The following is a 22547-nucleotide window of genomic DNA, read 5'->3' as shown; positions in this document are numbered from 1 at the left end:
GCACCCTCGGCTCACTGGTCAATCATCATCACTGTCGTCGTCACTATCGTCCTCGACTTCGACATTGTCGGTCAGTTCATACTGACCACCGCTGGTCTGGCGGTAATCGATTTCCACTTCATCACCAACCTGGGCGCCTGAAAAGCTGTAGCCGTTGCGGAGCACCTCAAGATTCATGATGGTGATCGACTCGGCGCCGATCGCAGTCACCCGTGCTTCGAGTTCAAAATCGTCATCATCGTCGTCATCCTCACGCTCGATGCTGAGGGCTTCGAGGAATCCGCCCTCACTGCTGCGCTGGCGGCCTTCAATTTCGAGATAGTCACCCACCTGCAGGCTCTGGACGTCCTGAACTCGACTGCGACGGTCATCGTCATCATCATCGTCGTCATCGATCAGGGTATTGCTGGTGAGCTGAACCCGAACGCCACTGACGAGCATGGATTCATTGGCCAGATCAATGGACTCGATGCGGCCATCCAGCTCTGCGTCGGACTCCCGGCCTTCGATTTCTTCAGCCACCAGGACGCCTTCGCGGAAATCCCCTTCCACTTTCACGAACAGGCCATCGGCCAGGCTGCTCTCGCGGAGATCGTCGAACTCGGTGCCGCCGTTAATCTGAACTCGTACCCCATTTATCGAGAACTGACGGCTGGCAGAGTCATAGTCGTAAATGCTTCCGGAGATTTCGACATCGTCATCATCGTCGAAAAGGTCATCCTCATCGTCGATTTCCTCGGCCATGATGGTATTGCCGTCCAGGTAGCCTTCCACTTCCACCACGATTCCATCTACCAGATCATCCAGGGAGAAGTCGTCATCGCCGACAGCGCTGGTGTAATCGATAAGGAAACCGTTGATGGTGAAAGTTTCTGCGCTTGTATCCAGGTTCGCGACAACGCCTTCTATTTCCACTTCGTTGTCGTCATCGAAATCAAGGCCGATGGCACGAGCGCCAACAAAGCTGGCCCGGAAGCTGCCATCCTCCAGGCGCCAGGCGCTGACCCTTACCCGATATCCCTGGGGATTGCCGGCGAGAGCCGTCGGGGTGGCGCCACGAAAGACCGTTTTGCCATCCAATGAGATAGCCTGGCCCAGCATCGTCAGGCTTCCGGTGCGGGTGACATCGTCCCAGCTCATTCCGGAAATCGGGCCGCGCAGGGTATCGTCATAGCTGACCCTGTCGGCCCGGCCTTCACCACGGTCATCCCAGTCGCCCTCAACTTTAAGGATCATCCCCTTTTCAAGCTGATCCTCACGTTCGAGACCGTCGTCGCTGCTAACGCTCCCAGTGGTTTCAAAGCGAGTACCGTTAACGTAAACACTGCCGAAGCCGGAAACCGCCCCGACACTGGTGCCCGATGAGGTGCCACTGGTAGAGGTGTCTCCCGAGCCACCGCCACCACAAGCGGCGAGGGCACCGGCCAGAGCCCCTGTCATGGCCAACTTCACTGCGATTGTTAAAGGTTTGCGATTCATCGTTCTTCTCCAGGTTTGTTATTGCGTCCGCGGGCAGTCACCGAGAACCACCCAAACCATAATTGGGATTATTTTCCCAAAATATTATTTGGGAATTTAATCCCATTTTTTCTAGCTGTCCAGTTTTTGATCATGAAAATTTTGTGAACTTTATGGGGCAGAGAGCGTAAACCTCTGAACAGTCAGCCAAAACAGGGTCATCAACATGCTGGGATTTTTGAAAGGCGATCCGAAGAAAAAACTGCAGAAGGAATACGAGGCCAAACTCGCCAAAGCACTGGATGCCCAGCGCAACGGCGATTTGAGAACTCACGGTACGCTTATGGAAGAGGCGGAAAAAATCTACGCCGAGATTCAGGCGCTGGAAGAAAAGAAATAAGCGGGGGAGCGTTTACTCCCCCATCAATTGCCGAATGCGATGATTGAGACGGCCCACTTCCCGACGCATCTCCTCCACCTCGTCGAGCAACTCCAGTGACATGGCCAGACCGGGCAGATTCATTTTCAGGTCCCGCTGCAGCCTCTGGGCCTTACGCAACCGGCTCAGGGCGACGACATCGAACTCCCATTGCCGTGCTTCCGGTGACTCCTCAACCGGGGCAATGATGCCGTAGTCCACCAGCTTGATGACAAACTCTGCATGGCACTCGCCGCGCTCGCAGATTTCACGCAGGGTGAAGGTGCTGCCATCCTGATCGAGCACCTCGACCGTCAGAATATGATCTTGCTTGCTCATACCTTACTCCCGCTCACACGTGAAGCTTGCTGCGTGGATTGAAGTTCTTCTCGGCCTCCGCAAGTTGCTCGTAGAGCTTCTCAGCTTCGGCGCTGTGTTTCTCGGGCATGGCGATCTGCAGGATAACAATCTGATCGCCCGGATGTTTGCCCGGAAAGCCCTTGCCTTTGAGCCGAAGCTTACGGCCACTGGTGGAACCTTTGGGCACTTTCACATTCACCTTCGAGCCAACAGTCGGCACCGTCACCGTTGCCCCCAGAGCCGCTTCCCACGGCGCTATCGGCACAGTCACCATGACATCGCGGCCCTCCACGGAAAAATGGGGATGCGGCGCAAACTCGACTTCGATGAACAGATCACCCGGCTCCCCGCCGCCAATACCCGGCGAGCCCTGCCCCTTGAGGCGGATGTTCTGGCCCTCGCGCATACCGGCGGGAATCTTCACTTTCAGGGTCTTTTGCCGGGGAATCACCCGGCCATGCTCATCAGCCTCATGAACCGCGAAAGACACCTGTTTTTCACAGCCGTGAAACGCCTCTTCCAGGAACAGGGCAATCCTGGCGTGCACGTCCTCACCACGCATTCTCACGTTCTGGCGGAAACCGCCACCACCGAAGCCACCGGAATAGCCGCCGCGACGGCCACCACCGAAGATCTCCTCGAAGAAGTCGCTGAACTGGCGGGCGTCGGCCTCGGTGTAACCACCGCCACCGAAGCCGGATGCACTCTGCCAGCCCGGTGGTGGCTCGAAGGAGCCATCCGCCCGGGCGCCGTATTTGCGCAGCTGGTCGTATTCCGCCCGTTTCTCAGGATCTTTCAGTACTTCGTAAGCTTCACCAACATCCTTGAACTTGGTGTCCGCATCTTCCTCCTTGCTGACATCCGGATGGTACTTCCGCGCCAGCTTCCGGTAGGCCTTTTTAATCTCCTCGGCGGAGGCAGACTCACTCACACCGAGTACGGCGTAATAGTCTTTGAAGTCCATGGCACTCCTCGTTACTGATCATCATGGTGATCAACAATTGATCTCTGTTACCTATAGTTGACGCTGGCAGCGAAATTACAAGCGCCCGGTGCTGCGCAGTTGCGGTAGATCAAACACGTGAGAGCTTGTGACCCACCCCACTGTGATAATTCGTATGGCATCTCGTTCCGGTAGAGGTGAGAATTACCGGTTTTACTCTTTAAACCAGCGCCAGGGAGAGCTTTTTGAGTAGCGAACCAGCCACACGACTCCGGATTTTGCTGATCGAATTCGCATTGGCCCTGGGTGGCTTTGCCATCGGTACCGGGGAGTTTGCCATCATGGGACTGATGCCTAATGTGTCGCAGGACCTCGGTGTCACCGAACCACAGGTGGGGCACTTGATCAGTGCCTATGCACTTGGGGTTGTCGTGGGTGCCCCGCTGCTGGCAGTGATCGGAGCCCGCTTTTTCCGGCGCCAGTTGCTGATATGGCTGATGGCCTTTTATGCGGCAGGGAATCTGGCAAGTGCTCTGGCGGCGGACTATACCGGGGTCATGATTGCTCGATTTGTCGCCGGCCTGCCTCACGGGGCGTATTTCGGCGTCGCCTGCCTGGTGGCGGCGTCCCTGGTGCCAGTCCATCAGCGGGCGAAAGCGGTCAGCCGCGTCATGATGGGGCTGACCCTGGCGCTGCTGCTGGGCAACCCCATGGCGGCCTGGATGGGGCAGTCTCTGGACTGGCGTTACGTGTACATGTTCGTGGGGCTCATTTCCGTACTCACGCTGACCATGGTGATCTCGGTGTTGCCAACTGATCCGCAGGAACAACGGAAGGGAGCATTCAGCGAGATTCGCGCGTTCAACCGGGCCGGCATCTGGTTCGCCCTGGCCATCGGCGCCATTGGTTTCTCAGGTATGTTTGCCGTGTTCAGCTACCTGGCACCGACACTGCTGGAAGTCACACAGGTTGAAGAGTACTGGATTCCCCTGGCATTGGCCGTGTTCGGGCTCGGCGGCTTCACCGGCAACCTGCTGGGCGGCTGGTTGTTCGATCGCCTGGGGTTCCGGGCGGTCGGCGTCATCCTGTTGTTGAGCGCCTGCATCCTGGTGGTATTCCCCTCCACCACCGGCACACTTCCGATACTGCTGGTTGCCTGTTTCCTGATCGCCATGATGGGCGCCCTGGGCCCGGCGCTTCAGACCCATCTGATGGATGTGGCGCACGGCGCCCAGAACCTGGCAGCCGCCTCTCACCACGCTGCCTTCAATGTTGCCAACGCTCTTGGGCCCTGGCTGGCGGGCATGGCTATCACCGCTGGATTCGGCTGGTCTTCGACAGGCTATGTCGGGGCCACGACGGCAACCATCGGTCTTTTCATTTTCCTGGCGGCCTGGCGCCACAAACGAAAAGGCCCCCGCAATGCGGAGGCCGATTCGGTTCCGGTCTCTTAAGCTTACTTGACCTTGGGGTCCAGCTCGCCAGAGGCGTAACGCTCGAACATGCGCTCGAGGTTAACCGGCTTGATCTTGCTGGCGTTGCCGGCACAACCGAAGGCTTCGTAGCGTGCGATGCACACGTCGGTCATGGCCTTCATGGTTTCCTTGAGGAATTTGCGCGGGTCGAACTCGGCCGGGTTCTCAGCCAGGAAGCGACGGACGGCACCGGTACTGGCCAGGCGCAGGTCGGTATCGATGTTGACCTTGCGCACGCCGTGCTTGATGCCTTCCACGATTTCTTCAACCGGTACACCGTAGGTTTCCGGGATCTCACCACCGTATTCGTTGATGATCTTCAGCCATTCCTGGGGCACGGAGCTGGAGCCGTGCATAACCAGATGGGTATCCGGGATGCGAGCATGGATAGCCTTGATCTGGTCGATGGCCAGGATGTCACCAGTGGGCGGACGGGTAAACTTGTAAGCGCCGTGGCTGGTGCCGATGGCGATGGCCAGGGCATCAACGTGGGTTTTCTTGACGAAGTCGGCGGCTTCTTCCGGGTCGGTCAGCATCTGGCTGTGGTCCAGGGTGCCTTCGGCACCGATGCCGTCTTCTTCACCGGCCTGGCCGGTTTCCAGTGAACCCAGGCAGCCCAGCTCGCCTTCTACGGAGACACCACAGGCGTGGGCCATTTCAACGGTGCGACGGGTAACGTCAACGTTGTATTCGTAGTCGGTGGGGGTTTTGCCATCTTCACCGAGGGAACCGTCCATCATAACGGAGCTGAAGCCCAGCTGGATGGAGCGCTGGCACACGGAGGGGCTGGTGCCATGGTCCTGGTGCATGACCACCGGGATATGCGGGAATTCTTCGATGGCCGCCAGGATCAGGTGGCGCAGGAAGGGGGCGCCAGCGTACTTACGAGCACCGGCGGAGGCCTGGACAATCACCGGGGAATCGGTTTTGTCGGCGGCTTCCATGATGGCGCGCATCTGTTCCAGGTTGTTGACGTTAAAGGCTGGCACACCGTAACCATGCTCGGCGGCGTGATCCAGCATTTGCCGCATCGAAATCAGGGCCATGGGTCGTCTCCTTCATTTGGACTTTGGATGTTTGAATTCTGTTCGTTTCTTGCTTGGGAGTCTGCTGCGGCAGGAGGAGGATCGCTTCCCGGGACACGCTGTAAATACATCCATGTACGCTTGACTGCAGCATCCATGCTGCAGACAGTCCCGGGAAGCGATCCTCCACCTGCCTTGCGATTCTGGTCTCTCTGCTAGCTTCCGCCAGAGCCGCTTTTGTTTGTTTACTCGCCGCGCTCTTCCAATACCGCTACTGCCGGGAGTGTCTTGCCTTCTACGAATTCCAGGAAGGCGCCACCACCGGTGGAGATATACGAGATTTTGTCAGCAACGCCGTACTTGTCAACGGCGGCGACGGTGTCACCACCGCCGGCGAGGGAGAAGGCGTCGCTTTCGGCGATGGCTTCGGCCAGGGCTTTAGTTCCGTTGCCGAACTGGTCGAATTCGAAGACGCCAACCGGGCCATTCCACAGGATGGTTTTGGCGTTTTTCAGCAACTGGGCGAATTCGCCAGCGGTTTCGGGGCCGACGTCGAGGATCATGTCGTCGTCGCTGACGTCGGAGATGTTCTTGACGGTTGCCGTAGCCGTTTCGGCGAATTCGCTGGCAACAACCACGTCTACCGGCAGTGGGATTTCAACGCGGCTGGCGATGTCTTTGGCGGTGTCAATCAGGTCGTGCTCGCACAGGGATTTGCCCACCGGATGACCAGCGGCCGCCAGGAAGGTGTTGGCAATGCCGCCGCCGACGATGATCGAGTCGCAAACTTTCTCCAGGGCGTTGAGCACGTCCAGTTTGGTAGAAACCTTGGAGCCGCCAACAATGGCAACCACCGGTTTGGCCGGGTTATCCAGGGCTTTGCCCAGGGCTTCCAGTTCCGCCGCCAGCAGGGGGCCGGCGCAGGCTTCGGGGGCGAATTTGGCTACGCCATGGGTGGAGGCCTGGGCGCGATGGGCGGTGCCGAAGGCGTCCATTACATAGACGTCGCACAGGGCCGCGTATTTCCTGGCGAGGTCTTCGTTGTCTTTCTTTTCGCCTTTGTTGAAGCGGACGTTTTCGAACAGGACGACTTCGCCATCGGCCACTTCAACGCCGTCCAGATAGTCCTTGATCAGGCGGACTTCCTGACCGAGGACTTTGGTCAGGTGATCGGCGACAGGCTTCATGGAAGAGGCTTCGTCGTACACGCCTTCTTCCGGGCGGCCCAGGTGGGACATCAGCATGACTTTGGCGCCGGCGTCTTTGGCGGCCTTGATGGTCGGCAGTGACGCGCGGATGCGAGCGTCGCTGGCGACTTTGCCGTCCTTGACCGGCACGTTCAGGTCTTCGCGGATCAGCACTCGCTTGCCGGCGAGGTTGAGGTCGGTCATTCTTTTGATGGCCATAACGTTCGTCCCTTCAACAAAATTTCAGATTAAGAATGTTTGGTTAACCAGCTTTTGCTGACATCGAGCATCCGGTTCGCGAACCCCCACTCATTGTCGAACCAGCACAGTACTTTCACCATGGTGCCCCCGGTTACCCGGGTCTGGCCGCCGTCCACCACGCCGGAATGGGCGTCGTGGTTGAAATCGGAGCTTGCCAGCAGTTCGTCGGTGTAGCCGAGTATGCTCTTCAATGGGCCGTTGGCGGCCTCTTTTAGCAAGTTGTTCACCGCTGCCACATCGGTGTTCTTGCGCACATTCACCACCATGTCGATGGCGGACACGTTCATGGTCGGCACCCGCATGGCCACCGAGCTGAACTTGCCTTCCATGTTGGGCAGCAGCCGCTCGATGCCCTTGGCGAGACCGGTTTCCACCGGGACGATGTTGTGCAGGGCACTCCGAGTGCGCCGCAGATCCTGGTGGTGGTAGGCGTCGATGACTGGCTGGTCGTTCATGGCGGCGTGGATGGTTGTGGTGCTGCCCTGCTCCACGCCAAACGCGTCATCCAGCACTTTGATCACCGGAACGAGGCAGTTGGTGGTGCAGGAGGCGGCGGCCACGATCACATCATCAGCTGTGAGATCGGCGTGGTTCACACCGTAGACCACGGTGCGGTCTACATCCGACTCGGCCGGCTGCGAGAACAGCAGCTGTTTGGCGCCAGAATCGATGTGTTTCTGGGCCGTGACGCGATCGGAGAAGGCGCCGGAGCACTCCAGCACCAGATCGACTTCCAGCAGACGCCAGGGCAGTTCTGCCGGGTCAGCGTGACTCAACACGCGAATAGCATCGCCATTGACCATGAGATCCTGGCCCGATACCGAAATATCACCCTGGAAACGACCGTGGGTGGAATCGTATCGGGTCAGGTGGGCAATGGTGTCGATATCCGACAACTCGTTAATCGCGACCACCTGCAGGTGGTCGCGAAAGCCGTTTTCATAAAGCGCGCGCAACACGCACTGGCCGATTCGGCCGTACCCGTTGATGGCGACACGAAAAGGCGCAGAGTCTGTCATCAGGCGTCCAGCAGCTCAGCCGCCACTTCCAGGACATTGTCCACAGTAAAGCCGAATTCCTTGAACAGTTCGCCGGCCGGAGCGGACTCACCGAAGGTGGTCATGCCGATGGTGCGACCGTCCAGGCCAACGTACTTGTACCAGTAGTCGGCAATGCCGGCTTCGATGGCGATGCGGTTGGTCACGTCCAGCGGCAGAACCTGCTGCTTGTACTCAGCGCTCTGGGCGTCGAACACATCGGTGGACGGCATGGAAACAACGCGCACCTTCTTGCCCTGCTCCCGCAGCTTGGCAGCGGCGTCCTGGGCCAGGGCCACTTCGGAACCGGTGGCAATCAGGATCAGATCCGGAGTGCCCTCGCTGTCGGAGAGGATGTAGGCGCCTTTAGCCACGTCAGCCAGTTGCTGGGCGTCGCGATCCTGAGCCGGCAGGCCCTGACGGGAGAACACCATGGCCGTCGGGCCATCTTTGCGCTCCAGTGCGGCTTTCCAGGCCACCGCAGATTCAACGGTGTCAGCCGGACGCCACATGCTCATGTTGGGCGTGGTGCGCAGGCTGGCCATCTGCTCGATCGGCTGGTGTGTCGGGCCGTCTTCGCCCAGGCCGATGGAATCGTGAGTGAACACGAAGATGGAACGCTGCTTCATGAGCGCGGCCATGCGCACGGCGTTACGGCAGTATTCCATGAAGATCAGGAAAGTAGCGCCGTAGGGCACGAAACCGCCGTGCAGGGCGATGCCGTTCATGATGGCGGCCATGCCGAATTCACGAACACCGTAGTAAATGTAGTTACCGCTGGCATCTTCCTTGGTAAGGCCCTTGGTGTCGGACCAGATGGTCAGGTTGGAACCAGCCAGGTCGGCAGAGCCGCCCATCAGTTCCGGCAGCAGCGGGCCGTAGGCATTCAGGGTGTTCTGGGAAGCCTTGCGGGAAGCCACGGTTTCGGCCTTGTCCTGGCACTCCTGGATGTAGGCCTGGGCCTTCTCGGCAAAATCGGCAGGCAGGTCGCCGGCCATGCGGCGCTTGAATTCTGCGGCAAGCTCCGGCTCGGCCTTCTCGTAGGCCGCGAACTTCTGCTCCCACTCGGACTGTGCTGCGGCGCCTTTCTCACGGGCATTCCAGGCACTGGCAATGTCGGCCGGGATTTCGAACGGGCCGTGCTGCCAGCCCAGTTGCTCGCGGGTCAGGGTGATTTCGTCGTCACCCAGGGGAGCACCGTGACAGCTTTCCTTGCCCTGCTTGTTCGGGGAACCAAAGCCGATGATGGTCTTGCAGCAAATCAGGGTGGGCTGATCGGTGTTGGCCCGGGCGGCTTCGATGGCGGCGCGAATGGCGTCGGCGTCGTGGCCATCGACGGCGGGAATCACCTGCCAGCCGTAGGACTCGAAACGCTGCGGGGTGTTATCGGTGAACCAGCCCTCAACCTCGCCATCGATGGAGATGCCGTTATCGTCGTAGAAGAACACCAGTTTGCCGAGGCCGAGGGTGCCTGCCAGGGATGCCACTTCGTGGGAGATGCCTTCCATGAGGCAGCCGTCGCCGAGGAATGCGTAGGTGTAGTGATCAACGATCTCATGACCTGGGCGGTTGAACTGCGCTGCCAGAGACTTTTCGGCAATGGCGAAACCAACGGCGTTGGCAATGCCCTGACCGAGGGGGCCGGTGGTGGTTTCAATGCCCGGAGTGTAGCCGTACTCGGGATGCCCCGGGGTCTTGGAGTGCAGCTGACGGAAGTTCTTGATGTCGTCGATGGAAACGTCGTAACCGCTCAGGTGCAGCAGGGAATACTGCAGCATGGAGCCGTGACCGTTGGACAGCACGAAGCGGTCCCGGTTGGCCCACTGAGGGTTGGCCGGGTTGTGGCTCAGGTAATCGTTCCACAGAACCTCGGCGATATCCGCCATACCCATGGGCGCACCCGGGTGGCCGGACTTGGCTTTCTGAACCGCATCCATGCTCAGCGCGCGAATGGCGTTGGCGAGATCTTTACGAGACGGCATTGACGTTTCTCCAGTGTTTTGCAGGAAAAGAATTCGTAGTGATTAAAGGGCGATCAAAATGAGGCGCGTATTTTCGCCGATTAGTGTGTGCCGGGGCAAATCGGCATACGCCTGTTTCACTATTGTTTGCCTGTGGATTTCCGAAAGGGTCTGATTTCAAAGAACGATAAATCTATATCAAAATTTTTTGATATGCCTATTGATTGACCACCCGAAGCACCCTACACTTCGTTGCCATGACATCCATGAACGCACACGCCGATAACCTGTCCTCCGTGGACGCACTGGCCCCGATCTTCAAAGCGAGCGGGGATCCTTTGCGCCTGGAGATTTTGCGTGTGTTGAGAAGGGATACCTTCGGGGTACTGGAACTCAGCCAGCTGTTCGATATGCGCCAGTCCGGCATGAGCCACCACCTGAAAGTGATGAACAAGGCCGGTCTGCTGGAGCCACAGCGCGAAGGCAATGCGATCTTCTATCGCCGCCCGCTGCACCTGGACAGCGACAAGCCAACCGACCAGACCATTCGCCAGATATTTGAGGTGGTCGACCGGGTGCCGCTGCCGCCGCACCTGCAGGAACGGATTGAAGCCATTCGCACTCAGCGTGCCGATCAGTCCCAGGCCTTTTTTGCCCGCCATGCAGAGCAGTTCCGGGAACAGCAGGAGCTGATCGCGGCCTTTGACCTTTATGCGGAGCCGGTAGCGGAGATGATCCGCAAGCGGTCCCGCAAGCACCAGTGGCAGTCGGCCCTGGAAATCGGCCCCGGTGAAGGCGCCTTTCTGCCTGTTCTGGCAGAGCTTTGCGGACACGTGGTTGCCCTTGATAACAGCCGGGACATGCTGGCCAAGGCCACCCGCACCTGCATCGACGAACGGCTGAACAACATTGATCTGATTGAAGGTGTGACCGACACCCTGCTGGCCCGGGGCGATGCCTTCGATCTGGTCGTTGCCAACATGGTGCTGCACCACGTGCCCAGCCCCGCTGACATCTTCCTGGATGCCGCAGCACTGATGAACAACGGCGGCTGCTTTGTGATCAGCGACCTGTGCAGTCACGACCAGGACTGGGCAAAAGAAAACTGCGGTGATCTCTGGCTCGGTTTCGAGCCGGAAGAGCTGACAAGCTGGGCAGCGGACGCTGGCCTGGTAGCCGGGGAACAGCTGTTCATCGGCTTGCGAAACGGTTTCCAGATCCAGGTTCGCGAATTCTGGAAACACAGCGGCCAGATTTGACGACCTGAATCGCAATATCAACAAATTTTGATATACGGATACGTAGTTTTACGTATCCTTACACAGACCACCAAACCGGATACCGGAAAGCGCTTTAAGAAAGCCACTTACCGGCCTGAATTTGAATCGCTCACAGAGGAGCATGCGTTATGGCTGACTACAATATCTTCACTTCCGAATCGGTCTCTGAAGGCCACCCGGACAAACTGGCAGACCAGATCTCTGATGCCGTGCTGGACGCCATCCTGACCGACGATCCCCACGCCCGCGTTGCCTGCGAAACCATGGTGAAAACCGGTGTGGCCATCGTTGGCGGTGAAATCACTACAAGCGCCTGGGTCGACCTGGAAGACCTGGTGCGCGGTGTGATCAAGGACATCGGCTACACCTCCTCGAAAGTGGGCTACGACGGCGACACCTGCGGCATCATCAACATTATCGGCAAGCAGTCGGTGGATATCGCCCAGGGCGTTGACCGCCAGAAGCCGGAAGACCAGGGTGCAGGCGACCAGGGCCTGATGTTCGGCTACGCCAGCAACGAAACCGACGTGCTGATGCCGGCACCGATCACCTTCTCCCACCGTCTGGTGCAGCGCCAGGCCGAGGCCCGCAAGAGCGGCCTGCTGCCGTGGCTGCGTCCGGACGCCAAGAGCCAGGTAACCTGCCGCTACGAGAATGGCCGTGTCGCCGGTATCGACGCGGTGGTTCTGTCCACCCAGCACGATGAAGACGTGACCCAGGAAGACCTGAAAGAAGCGGTGATGGAACTGATCGTGAAGCACGCGCTGCCCGCTGAACTGCTCCACAAGGACACCCAGTTCCACATCAACCCGACCGGCAAGTTTGTGATCGGCGGCCCGGTGGGCGACTGCGGCCTGACTGGCCGGAAGATCATCGTCGACACCTATGGCGGTATGGCTCGCCACGGTGGTGGAGCCTTCTCCGGCAAGGATCCGTCCAAGGTCGACCGTTCCGCCGCTTACGCCGGCCGCTACGTAGCCAAGAACATTGTTGCCGCCGGCCTGGCTGACAAGTGCGAGATCCAGGTGTCCTATGCCATCGGCGTTGCCCAGCCAACGTCAATTTCACTGAACACCTTCGGCACCGGCAAGATCAGCGATGACAAGATCATCCAGCTGGTGCGCGAGAACTTCGACCTGCGCCCGTATGCGATCACCAACATGCTCGACCTGCTGCATCCGATGTACCGGGCCACGGCAGCCTACGGCCACTTTGGCCGCGATCCGTACGAGATGACTGTGGGTGGCAAGACCTTTACTGCCTTCCCATGGGAGAAGACCGATCGCGCCGCCGCTCTCAAGGATGCTGCTGGTATCTAAACCGATTTGGGGCGTATGTCACCAGACATATGCCCAAGCCAAACTGACTGACAGGAGAACACCATGAGCACTCCCGCAGAAAAACTGAACAGCTTTGACGACTACAAGGTTCGCGACATCTCCCTCGCCGGCTGGGGCCGGAAGGAAATCAACATCGCTGAAGGCGAAATGCCGGCCCTGATCAAGCTCCGTGAGAAGTACAAAGCAGAGCAGCCGCTGAAAGGCGCCAACATCATGGGCTGTATCCACATGACCATCCAGACCGCCGTGCTGATCGAGACCCTGGTGGAACTGGGCGCTAACGTGCGCTGGTCTTCGTGCAATATTTTCTCAACCCAGGATCAAGCTGCAGCGGCCATCGCTGCGCAGGGCATTCCCGTGTTTGCCTGGAAAGGCGAGACCGACGAAGAGTACGACTGGTGCCTTGAGCGCACCGTGGGTGCCGACGTTGACGGCTGGGAGCCGAATATGATCCTGGACGACGGCGGCGACCTGACTGCCCTGCTCCATGAAAAATACCCGGAGATTCTGGCCAAGTGCCACGGCGTGACCGAAGAGACCACCACCGGCGTGCACCGCCTGCAGGAAATGCTGCGCGAAGGCACCCTGAAGGTTCCGGCCATCAACGTGAACGACGCGGTCACCAAATCCAAGAACGACAACAAGTACGGTTGTCGTCACAGCCTGAACGACGCCATCAAGCGCGCGACCGACCACCTGCTTTCCGGCAAGAAGGCCCTGGTAATCGGTTACGGCGATGTGGGCAAGGGCTCTGCCGCCTCTCTGCGTCAGGAAGGCATGATTGTGAAAGTCACCGAAGCCGATCCGATCTGCGCCATGCAGGCGTGCATGGACGGTTTTGAAGTGGTGTCCCCTTACATCGACGGCGTGAACACCGGCACCGAAGCGGGCGTGGACCGTGATCTGCTGCAGAACACCGATCTGCTGGTCACCACCACCGGCAACATGAATGTGTGCGATGCACACATGCTCAAGGCGCTGAAGAGCGGAGCCGTAGTGTGCAACATCGGCCACTTCGATAACGAGATCGATACCGCCTACATGCGCAAGAACTGGGAATGGGACGAGGTGAAGCCGCAGGTGCACGTTGTGTACCGCGACAAGGCCACCAACGACCACCTGATCCTGCTCTCCGAAGGTCGCCTGGTAAACCTGGGTAACGCCACCGGTCACCCGTCACGAATCATGGACGGCTCTTTCGCCAACCAGGTTCTGGCCCAGATGTACCTGTTCGAGCGCAAGTTCGCCGACTTGCCGGAAGATGCCCGTGAGAAAGGCGTGTACGTTCAGGTTCTGCCCAAGCACCTGGACGAGGAAGTGGCCCGGGCCATGGTGGAAGGCTTTGGTGGCGTGATCACCAAGATGACGCCGGAGCAGGCCAAATACATCGGTGTACCGGTCGAAGGCCCGTACAAGCCAGAAAGCTACAAGTACTGATCGGGTAAACAGATGCAATCCCAGAAACAGTTCAAGCGCCGTTTCAGCTTTGAGTTTTTCCCGCCCAAGACCGATCAGGGCAAGGAAAAGCTGCAGAACGTGCGCAACCAGCTGGCCGAGGTGAATCCGGACTTTTTCTCGGTCACCTTCGGCGCCGGCGGTTCCACCCGGGACCGCACCATCGAGACCGTGCTCAACCTGCATAGCCAGGGCATTTCCACGGCTCCGCACCTTTCCTGCGTCGGGGGCACCCGCCAGGAAATCGGCGAGCTGCTGGATCTTTACAAAGAGCATGGAATCAACCGGATTGTCGCCCTGCGGGGCGACATGCCCTCTGGTATGGGGGCAGCCGGTGAGCTGCGCTACGCCAACGAGCTGGTGGAATTCATCCGCGAGCACAGCGGCGACACCTTCAACCTGGAAGTGGCAGCGTACCCTGAGTTTCATCCCCAGGCCCGCAACGCCGAAGAAGATCTGAAAAACTTTGCCCGCAAGGTTCAGGCTGGCGCCAACAGTGCCATCACCCAGTACTTCTTCAACGCAGACAGCTACTTCTATTTTATCGACCGTCTGGAGAAGATGGGCGTTACCATTCCGGTGGTGCCGGGCATCATGCCCATCGTCAATTTCTCCAATCTGGTTCGCTTCTCCGACATGTGCGGCGCGGAAATTCCCCGCTGGATTCGCAAGCAGCTCGAGGCCTACGGCGACGACAGTGATTCCATCCGCAAATTCGGTGAGGAAGTGGTCACCGAGATGTGCGAGAAGCTGCTGAAGGCCGGCGCGCCGGGCTTGCATTTCTATACCCTGAACCAGGTGGAACCCAGCATCAGCATCTGGAAGAACCTGGGCATCAGTGAGCGGGAGAAGATTGCTTTCTGATGTGCGTAACCGGTGTCGGATTACGGCCCGTGGGCCCTAATCCGACTTACCTTTCTCCCGCAAATTCAAGCCACTCACCGTAGGTTGGATCAGGTCCAAAGGACCGTAATCCAACAACTCCCGCCAGCCGCACCTCCCCGCCAAGCATTTGATTTCCTGTGCCCATCTGCGTAATAGTCTAGAGTGTATGTGATGCAGTTCCATCAACGCTCCCCGGAGATCGCAGTCAACAGCAGTGATTGGTCCGGCTTGCCTTACCGGGCAAATGGAGCCTCATAAGAAAGAAAAGGAGAATGTATGAGCACGAAGTGGCTAAAGACCGTAAGCGCCAGCCTGGCACTCACCGTTGCCGCAGGAACCGTCAGCGCAGAGACCCTGCGCGTCGTCACTGACCCCAGTTTCGTTCCGTTTGAAATGATGGATCAGGAAACCGGCGAGATGATCGGTTTCGACATGGAAATCATCCGCGAGGTGGCCGACCGTGCAGGTTTCGAGATTGATCTGAACACCATGGATTTCAACGGCATCATCCCTGCCCTGCAAACCGGTAACGTCGACATTGCCATTGCCGGCATCACCATTACCGAAGAACGTGAAGAGATCGTCGACTTCTCAGACCCGTACTACGATTCCGGTCTGCGCATTCTTGTTCGCGAGAGCAACGGCGATGTCAGCGAATTCGATGACCTCGAAGGCAAGAAAATCGGCACCAAGATTGGCAGCACCAGTTACGACTACCTGGTCAAGAATCTGGAAGCCGATGACGGCGTAACCCCCTATCCGGGCAGCTCGGACATGTACATGGCGCTGATGTCCCGCTCCATTGATGCTGTCTTCTATGATGCGCCGAACGTTGGCTACTTCGCCCGCACCAAAGGTGAAGGCAAGGTGAAAACCGTTGGCCCGCTGTATGAAGGCCAGCAGTATGGTATTGCTCTTAAGAGTGGCAGTGAGTGGGTTGATGACGTTAACGAGGCCCTGGCCGCCATGAAAGAAGATGGTACCTACAAGACCATCTACGAGAAGTGGTTTGGCCCCATGCCCGAGGGCAAGTAAGGCCTCCCGGACCCCATTGGTCTGATTCCCTGTGCCGGGGCATCACTGCCCCGGCAATCCGTGACTCCAAAACTCTGCGGAGACTCTCACTGTGGAATTCCAGTTTCAGTTCGACTGGCAGGCAGCCATCGACTCCATCCCTTTTCTGATCAAAGGGATCCCCTACACCCTGCTGATTTCTTTTGGCGGTCTTCTGATCGGTTTTGCTCTGGGCATTGTCTTTGGCCTGCTGAGCATCAACAAGAAGTGGTTCCTGCGGTGGCCGGCAACCGCCTACATTGAAATCTTTCGCGGCACGCCGATCCTGGTTCAAGTGCTGTTCATCTTCTACGGTCTGCCCGACCTTATCGGCGGTCCGATTGATCCCCTGACGGCCGGCATCGCGGCCATCGCCCTGAACTCCGGCGCCTATATATCCGAGGTGGTCCGTGGTGGTGTCCAGTCCATCGACAAGGGCCAGACCGAAGCCGGGCTTTCCCTGGGCCTGTCCCGCACCCAGACCTTCTGGTCTGTGGTCTGGCCGCAGGCGTTCCGCCGGATGATTCCGCCGCTGGGCAACCAAGCCATTGTCAGCATCAAGGACACATCGCTGTTCTCGGTGATTGGCGTGGGTGAGCTGGTACGCCAGGGTCAGATCTATATTGCCAACACCTTTACCGCGTTTGAGGTGTATTTTGTGGTCGCGATCCTCTACCTGGCCATCACCCTCTCATTGTCACTGATTCTCCGCTTCGTTGAGCGGCGCGGTCTGGCTTCTGTCTGAAGGAACGTTACCCATGACTCAGATTGTAAAAATGAAGGGCATGAACAAGTACTTCGGCAAACTGCATGTCCTGAAAGATATTGATCTTACTGTCGAAAAAGGCGAAGTGGTGGTAATCATCGGTGCCAGTGGCTCCGGGAAATCCACCCTGATCCGTTGCGTGAACGGTCTTGAGGAGTTCGAGTCCGGCACCCTTGAGGTGGATGGCCATCCACTTGCCCCGAAAAGTGGCAACCCAAAATCCCTCGCGGAAATCCGCAAGGAAGTGGGCATGGTATTCCAGCAGTTCAACCTGTTCCCGCACCTCACGGTCAAGAAGAACATCATGCTGGCACCCCAGAAGGTGAAGAGCACGTCTCAAACCGTAGCCAACGCGACCGCCGAACGACTGCTGAACAGGGTGGGCATTGGCAACCAGGCCGACAAATACCCCAGCCAGCTGTCCGGCGGCCAGCAGCAGCGGGTCGCGATCGCCCGGGCCCTGGCCATGGAACCGCGCCTGATGCTGTTCGACGAGCCAACCTCAGCACTGGACCCGGAAATGATCGGTGAGGTGCTGGATGTTATGCGCGAGCTGGCCAAGGAAGGTATGACCATGATGGTGGTGACTCACGAAATGGGCTTCGCCCGTGAAGTAGCCGACCGTGTGATCTACATTCACGAAGGCCAGATTGTGGAACAGGGCAAACCGGACGATGTGTTCGACAACCCGCAGAATGAGCGCACGCAGGCGTTTCTTTCTCGGGTTCTTGCGCACTGAAGTAACCGCGCCATAAGCCCCCGCTTCGGGGGCTTTTCCTTGAACGTTTCCCGTCTCGCAACGGAATTTCAGGCTATGCTATCCAATTGGGCCTGTAATTGATGATCAACCCGACGCACCTCCCTCACGAGATTAACGCCCATACTCACTCCGGCCACGTCCATCAAATCAGTCGGGATCGCTCTTCTCTGCGTTTCGGAGAACCAGGTCAGCACATCTACCAGATGCCATAGCGCACTCGCGCCCTCATGGACCGGCAACGGGAAACTGGCCAGATGAGTTTGTATGAGTTTACGCATGTTCTGGCGGGAGAAGTTCAACAAGCTGGCCATATCGGAAATACCAACAAGGTCCGGGCCTGCCTCCACCAACTGGGCTTCTGGAACGGCTTTCTTCACTTGCTGAAGTGCGCTCAGCATGGCTTTTTCTGCTGACTCCGCCTCGCGAGTGAAATTCAAAGCCAGCCGGCCTTTTTGGCCAAGGCCAATGATGGCATCGTCGCACCCCGACTCGAACAGCGCGGATTCCAGAGCCTCTTGTTCAAGACCAGTTGGAACTGAAAATTTGAGCGTGAAGTCATATTCACGATTCATGGTCGTTACCTCCAGCACTTCGATATCCGGTGCAGTTATCAACGATGCGACGAATCTGCTTTGCGTGGTTCTGCGTGTTTTTGGGTGTACTCCAGATACTGGCAACACAGAACTCTCCGCACCGGCAATCCTTGGTATTGAACGGGCAATACATCCGCCCCCAGGCGTGGCCCTTTCTAATCTCTATCCGCCAGCCGTGTGATTCGGCGTGAGCCACGGCCTCTTCAATATCTTTGTTCGCGTGTCTCTTGCGGGGCATTCTTGCCATTACTTGTGCTAATAATATACATCAAGGTTGTCATGTGACAACCCTGATGTATCTCATCTCACAGACTGGATCACCAAATTGGAGACCAGGGTGGTAATGACGGCCAGATACATGAGAAGCATTGGCGTTATAACCCAGGCTTGCCAGCTTAGCGGCAAGGGCACGGCCGGATCGCCTAGTAAAGACGCGCGTTGCTGGAAAAACGGAGAGGGAATCGCTCGGAAGATCAGATAAGCAAATACATTACCGCTTCTCATCAATCGCCCAATGATCTTTCCTTGCCAAATGTTCCTTGCGGTTGAAATACCCCTTCTCTCAGTCGCCACCCGAGCTTCAATCAAAACCGTATAGCGAAAACCAAACGTGAAGATAACTAGTAAGGGCATAAATCCAATAAAAAGACTCAGATAACCAATATGCGCCAACGTATAAATCATTTCGGTGTTTTCTTATTCAAGCTGCATAAATATACCCGCCAGCAGAACAACCGCGAGCACTCCATACATCGACAACACAGGCACCAGACACCACGCTTGCCAGAGCCTCGGCAGCGGAACATCTGGGTCGCCCAACGTCGATGCTCGCTTGCGGCAGAAACGAGACGAACATTTACGGAAAACAAGAAACGCGAAGACATGGCTGCACCTGACGAGACGACCGACAAGCGCCTCTGACCAGATCTGGCTGGTACTGGAAAGACTGCCAGAATGCGTCGCGACTCGTTGCTCTATTTTTTGGGCATAACGAAACCCCGTGGTCACGATCACAAAGATGAACAACAAGCTCAGAATGACACCCCCGGCCACCACATACGCTGCGAAGATTCGCCATTCCTCACTCACGGTTGCGCGCCTCGTAGCTCAGCTGTGTAAGAGAAAAGGGGTTGTTTACAGCAGGCGACTCTTCACTCAGCAATAACCAAAACAATGGCCGACATTGCAAATATCATTGCGCATGCAAAAGTAAAGGTGACCGGAATAAGCGCCCACAGCTTTAAATGCCTGGGCGTCGCCCCATCCTCTTTACCCATTCGCGACGCAACTTTGCTACCGATCACTGGGAGATTCCTGTAGAAGAAAAAGGCCCAGACGTTCATCGCACGAATCCACCTTCCCCAGGGACCATCGCCCCACAGAGTTTTTGTCATATCCAGGTAGGCGCCGGGTGCGGCAATCTTGGCTTCTACCATGCGTATTCTCGAAAACGCCACTGTCACTGTAAACAGAATTCCCAGTATGCCGCCTATCATGGAGGCAATCCCCAAGAACGCTGAAATAACTGTGAGTGTCTCAATCACCAATCACCACAGTTCCCGACCCAATAGTCACCCCACCACATGAAATCGAACCGCCTGTCACCGCTGCCGGCCTGCCATTGATCAGGACAGTTGACGAACCTCCTGTGATGGTCCTCGGATGAGGCGGATGCTTGGGTTTGGAGTGGAGTGCCAGCGGATCGCCCACGCGGGCAACGGGCTTGCCATCGATCAGTACATCGGGGGAACCGGCAATCACCGGGGTGGGCGGGAAACCTTCGTGATCGGAGCCGAGGTCTCCGAGCAGAACAATCGCTTTACTCATGTCGCGTCCTTTGCGTTTTTGCAGAGCCATCCTGGCTCTTTAGCTGGAAACCGGCAGTTTATACTGAAGCACTCTGCCAGCCAAACCCTTCGATCTCACAGTGTGATGGAATCAAGGGGTAGGAAACGTCAGGCAATTCCGGGCCAGGTCGACCCGAAATCCGGGTGGCCGATATCCGCTGTTAACTGTAATATCCGCACAGGTTAACAGCGACAACCCAGAATCAGACCGTCTGACGGAGAATTATCATGCGCAATGCTGACCTCGTCACCCGTGGCCTCAAGTCCGTGTGGCACCCCTGCACCCAGATGAAAGACCACGAGGGCGCCGTGCCCCTGGTGCCCATCAAGCGGGGTGAAGGTGTCTGGCTGGAAGATTTTGAAGGCAATCGCTTTATCGATGCCGTCAGCTCCTGGTGGGTCAATCTGTTTGGCCACGCCAATCCGAGAATCAACGCGGCGATCCAGAAGCAGATTGGCGAACTTGAGCACGTTATCCTTGCCGGTTTTACCCACGAGCCGGTCGTCAATCTGTCCGAGCGTCTTATCGCAGTTACTCCACCGGGCCTGAACAAGGTTTTCTACGCCGACAACGGCTCCTCGGCCATCGAAGCCGCCCTGAAGATGAGCTTCCACTACTGGAAGAACCATGGCAAACCGGGCAAGAAAAACTTTGTGAACCTGAGCAACAGCTACCACGGTGAAACCCTTGGCGCTCTGGCCCTCGGCGATGTGTCGCTCTACAAGGACACCTACCAGCCATTGCTGATGGAGGTACTGACAGCCCCTTCCCCAGACGCCTTCAACAAAGAGCCGGGTGAGACCGATGAGGCCTACGCACTGCGCCAGTTTGAAGCCATGGACAAGCTCCTCGCCGAAAAGCACGACGAAATCTGCGCCGTGGTGGTGGAGCCGCTGATCCAGTGTGCCGGCGGCATGCGGATGCATCACCCCATCTACCACACCAAACTTCGGGAAGCCTGCGACCGTTATGGCGTGCACCTGATTGCGGATGAGATCGCCGTTGGTTTTGGCCGTACCGGCACCCTGTTTGCCTGTGAACAGTCCGGCATCACTCCGGATTTCATGTGCCTGTCCAAAGGACTTACCGCCGGCTACCTGCCACTGTCCGTGGTATTGACCACCGATGATGTCTATAACGCCTTCTACGACGACTACGAAACCCTGAAGGCCTTCCTCCACAGCCACAGCTATACCGGCAACCCCATTGGTTGCGCCGTGGCGTTGGCGACCCTGGACATCTTCCGTGATGACAATGTCATCGAGAGCAACCACCGGCTATCTGCCTGCATGGCCGAATCCGTCGCCCATCTTGTGGACCACCCCAATGTCGGCGACATCCGCCAGCATGGCATGACCCTAGCGGTGGAAATGGTGAAAGATAAAGCCTCGAAAACGCCCTTCCCCTGGCAGGAACGCCGTGGCATTCGTGTTTACCAGCATGCATTGACTCGCCAGGCCTTGCTTCGCCCCCTGGGTAATGTGGTTTACTTCATGCCGCCTTACGTGATCACCGAAGAACAGATCCGCCATCTGGGCCAGGTTGCAACGGAAGGCATTGAGATCGCAGTTCGCGACTGACAGCCGACCGGACCTGAGAGACCAGCCCATGCGTATACCCCGCATCTACACCGATTCCGCCCTCACGGAGGGCGGCACCGCAGCACTTGATGACAACGCGGCGCAACACGTCGGGCGGGTATTGCGCATGCAACCGGGGCAGGATCTGCTGCTTTTCAACGGCGATGGCAACGACTACCCCGCCACCATCACCAGCGCCAGCAAGAAGAACGTGGAAGTCCAGGTCGGCACTCCACAGGCCAACGCCACAGAATCCCCCCTCGAAATCGTCCTCGGCCAGACTCTCTCCAAGGGCGACCGCATGGACTACGCGGTGCAGAAAGCCGTGGAAATGGGTGTTACCCGTATCGTGCCGCTGACCACCGAACGATGCGACGTAAAACTGAAGGGCGACCGGGAAGACAAACGCCTGCGCCACTGGCAATCCGTTGCCATCAGCGCCGCCGAACAGTGCGGGCGCGCCCGGGTGCCAGAGATACTGCCGGTGATGATGGTTTCCGAGTGGCTGGAACACAGCCGCGATTGCGAAGTCCGCCTGGTTCTCCACCACCGCACCGAACACGCCCTGAAGTCCATCATTCCCCCAGAACGGGTGGCTCTGATGATCGGCCCGGAAGGCGGGCTTTCCCCCGAGGAAATCGCCCAGGCCGAAAAAGAAGGTTTCCTGCCGGTAGCCCTTGGCCCCCGGGTGCTGCGCACCGAAACCGCACCGGTTGCGGCCATGGCGCTTTGCCAGTGGTTGTGGGGTGATATCGGCAGCTGATCGATCCCGACCGTGCCGCCGTCTCATGTCGGCACGCAAGTCATTGACATGGAGGGGTGCCAACAACATTATCCCTGTCGACTCCGACATCAAAAAAAC

General features: G+C 57.9%; 24 protein-coding genes. 11 read left to right on the top strand and 13 right to left on the bottom strand.

Translation table 11 applies throughout. The features are described from left to right. Window positions 1-18: 18 nt before the first annotated feature. On the bottom strand, window positions 19-1479 hold the full coding sequence (locus tag ABNF92_RS14740) for a DUF5666 domain-containing protein (RefSeq protein WP_349342557.1): 1461 nt from the start codon (window positions 1477-1479) through the stop codon (window positions 19-21). A 205-nt stretch (window positions 1480-1684) separates the two neighbouring features. Here ABNF92_RS14740 and ABNF92_RS14735 point away from each other — a divergent pair, with 205 nt between their 5' ends. Continuing rightward, window positions 1685-1858: a DUF6435 family protein gene (locus ABNF92_RS14735; RefSeq protein ID WP_104321698.1), complete on the top strand. Its 174-nt coding sequence runs from the start codon at window positions 1685-1687 to the stop codon at window positions 1856-1858. Between the two features lie 12 nt (window positions 1859-1870). On the opposite strand, the gene ABNF92_RS14730 is transcribed toward ABNF92_RS14735, so the two are convergent. Next, a complete protein-coding gene (locus ABNF92_RS14730; RefSeq protein WP_222465263.1) occupies window positions 1871-2215 on the bottom strand; it encodes a chaperone modulator CbpM in 345 nt (114 codons plus the stop codon). A gap of 13 nt (window positions 2216-2228) precedes the next feature. Then, the gene (locus ABNF92_RS14725; protein WP_349342556.1) at window positions 2229-3200 is read right to left on the bottom strand and encodes a DnaJ C-terminal domain-containing protein; all 972 of its coding nucleotides are present in this window, start codon (window positions 3198-3200) and stop codon (window positions 2229-2231) included. Window positions 3201-3424: 224 nt separating this feature from the next. Between ABNF92_RS14725 and ABNF92_RS14720 the strand changes: the two genes are divergently transcribed. Continuing rightward, the gene (locus ABNF92_RS14720) at window positions 3425-4633 is read left to right on the top strand and encodes an MFS transporter (RefSeq protein ID WP_349342555.1); all 1209 of its coding nucleotides are present in this window, start codon (window positions 3425-3427) and stop codon (window positions 4631-4633) included. A 2-nt stretch (window positions 4634-4635) separates the two neighbouring features. Here ABNF92_RS14720 and fba read toward each other — a convergent pair whose 3' ends face one another. From fba to tkt, 4 genes are all read right to left on the bottom strand, one after another. Then, window positions 4636-5700, bottom strand: coding sequence for a class II fructose-bisphosphate aldolase (gene fba / locus ABNF92_RS14715; RefSeq protein ID WP_008175283.1), 1065 nt, complete (start codon window positions 5698-5700; stop codon window positions 4636-4638). Window positions 5701-5924: 224 nt separating this feature from the next. Next, entirely contained in the window at window positions 5925-7085 is a 1161-nt protein-coding gene (locus ABNF92_RS14710; RefSeq protein ID WP_349342554.1) for a phosphoglycerate kinase, read from the bottom strand. 29 nt (window positions 7086-7114) lie between these two features. After that, window positions 7115-8146 (bottom strand): type I glyceraldehyde-3-phosphate dehydrogenase, encoded by a 1032-nt coding sequence (gene gap, locus ABNF92_RS14705; RefSeq protein WP_349342553.1) that lies wholly within the window; start codon window positions 8144-8146, stop codon window positions 7115-7117. Then, window positions 8146-10146 (bottom strand): transketolase, encoded by a 2001-nt coding sequence (gene tkt, locus ABNF92_RS14700; protein ID WP_349342552.1) that lies wholly within the window; start codon window positions 10144-10146, stop codon window positions 8146-8148. Before tkt ends, gap begins: the two co-directional genes overlap by 1 nt. A 236-nt stretch (window positions 10147-10382) precedes the next feature. On the opposite strand from tkt, the gene ABNF92_RS14695 reads away from it, so the two are divergent. The 7 genes from ABNF92_RS14695 to ABNF92_RS14665 all read left to right on the top strand — a co-directional run bounded on the left by ABNF92_RS14695 (window position 10383) and on the right by ABNF92_RS14665 (window position 17643). Then, window positions 10383-11384: a metalloregulator ArsR/SmtB family transcription factor gene (locus tag ABNF92_RS14695; protein ID WP_349342551.1), complete on the top strand. Its 1002-nt coding sequence runs from the start codon at window positions 10383-10385 to the stop codon at window positions 11382-11384. Between the two features lie 149 nt (window positions 11385-11533). Further along, window positions 11534-12724, top strand: coding sequence for a methionine adenosyltransferase (gene metK / locus ABNF92_RS14690; protein WP_069184429.1), 1191 nt, complete (start codon window positions 11534-11536; stop codon window positions 12722-12724). Between the two features lie 63 nt (window positions 12725-12787). After that, window positions 12788-14182, top strand: a complete 1395-nt coding sequence (ahcY, locus tag ABNF92_RS14685) for an adenosylhomocysteinase (RefSeq protein WP_069184430.1) — start codon at window positions 12788-12790, stop codon at window positions 14180-14182. 12 nt (window positions 14183-14194) lie between these two features. Next, entirely contained in the window at window positions 14195-15064 is an 870-nt protein-coding gene (gene metF / locus ABNF92_RS14680; RefSeq protein WP_069184431.1) for a methylenetetrahydrofolate reductase [NAD(P)H], read from the top strand. Window positions 15065-15361: 297 nt separating this feature from the next. Beyond that, window positions 15362-16120 (top strand): transporter substrate-binding domain-containing protein, encoded by a 759-nt coding sequence (locus ABNF92_RS14675; RefSeq protein WP_349342550.1) that lies wholly within the window; start codon window positions 15362-15364, stop codon window positions 16118-16120. Window positions 16121-16211: 91 nt separating this feature from the next. Beyond that, window positions 16212-16883 (top strand): amino acid ABC transporter permease, encoded by a 672-nt coding sequence (locus ABNF92_RS14670; protein ID WP_069184433.1) that lies wholly within the window; start codon window positions 16212-16214, stop codon window positions 16881-16883. Between the two features lie 13 nt (window positions 16884-16896). Then, window positions 16897-17643 carry an amino acid ABC transporter ATP-binding protein gene (locus tag ABNF92_RS14665; protein WP_069184434.1) on the top strand — a complete coding sequence of 249 codons (747 nt, stop codon included), beginning with the start codon at window positions 16897-16899 and terminating at the stop codon, window positions 17641-17643. A gap of 68 nt (window positions 17644-17711) precedes the next feature. On the opposite strand, the gene ABNF92_RS14660 is transcribed toward ABNF92_RS14665, so the two are convergent. The 6 genes from ABNF92_RS14660 to ABNF92_RS14635 all read right to left on the bottom strand — a co-directional run bounded on the left by ABNF92_RS14660 (window position 17712) and on the right by ABNF92_RS14635 (window position 20084). Beyond that, on the bottom strand, window positions 17712-18236 hold the full coding sequence (locus ABNF92_RS14660; protein WP_349342549.1) for a DNA-binding protein: 525 nt from the start codon (window positions 18234-18236) through the stop codon (window positions 17712-17714). Further along, complete coding sequence (locus tag ABNF92_RS14655; protein ID WP_349342548.1) at window positions 18226-18504, bottom strand: hypothetical protein; 279 nt, start codon at window positions 18502-18504, stop codon at window positions 18226-18228. Before ABNF92_RS14655 ends, ABNF92_RS14660 begins: the two co-directional genes overlap by 11 nt. Before the next feature lie 53 nt (window positions 18505-18557). Then, window positions 18558-18941, bottom strand: coding sequence for a hypothetical protein (locus ABNF92_RS14650; RefSeq protein ID WP_349342547.1), 384 nt, complete (start codon window positions 18939-18941; stop codon window positions 18558-18560). A 12-nt stretch (window positions 18942-18953) separates the two neighbouring features. Continuing rightward, window positions 18954-19346, bottom strand: coding sequence for a hypothetical protein (locus tag ABNF92_RS14645; RefSeq protein WP_349342546.1), 393 nt, complete (start codon window positions 19344-19346; stop codon window positions 18954-18956). 62 nt (window positions 19347-19408) lie between these two features. Next, window positions 19409-19801, bottom strand: coding sequence for a hypothetical protein (locus ABNF92_RS14640; RefSeq protein ID WP_349342545.1), 393 nt, complete (start codon window positions 19799-19801; stop codon window positions 19409-19411). Then, window positions 19794-20084, bottom strand: a complete 291-nt coding sequence (locus ABNF92_RS14635; RefSeq protein WP_349342544.1) for a type VI secretion system PAAR protein — start codon at window positions 20082-20084, stop codon at window positions 19794-19796. The genes ABNF92_RS14640 and ABNF92_RS14635 overlap by 8 nt, the downstream gene beginning before the upstream one ends. A 248-nt stretch (window positions 20085-20332) precedes the next feature. Here ABNF92_RS14635 and ABNF92_RS14630 point away from each other — a divergent pair, with 248 nt between their 5' ends. Together ABNF92_RS14630 and ABNF92_RS14625 are read left to right on the top strand one after the other, a co-directional pair. Beyond that, window positions 20333-21685: an adenosylmethionine--8-amino-7-oxononanoate transaminase gene (locus tag ABNF92_RS14630; RefSeq protein ID WP_349342543.1), complete on the top strand. Its 1353-nt coding sequence runs from the start codon at window positions 20333-20335 to the stop codon at window positions 21683-21685. Between the two features lie 28 nt (window positions 21686-21713). Next, on the top strand, window positions 21714-22448 hold the full coding sequence (locus tag ABNF92_RS14625; protein WP_349342542.1) for a 16S rRNA (uracil(1498)-N(3))-methyltransferase: 735 nt from the start codon (window positions 21714-21716) through the stop codon (window positions 22446-22448). The last annotated feature ends 99 nt before the right edge of the window (window positions 22449-22547 follow it).

The sequence above is a fragment of the Marinobacter sp. MMG032 genome (genome assembly GCF_040112695.1).
Classification (GTDB): Bacteria; Pseudomonadota; Gammaproteobacteria; order Pseudomonadales; family Oleiphilaceae; genus Marinobacter; species Marinobacter salsuginis.
This window is presented reverse-complemented; position numbering and strand designations above follow the sequence as displayed.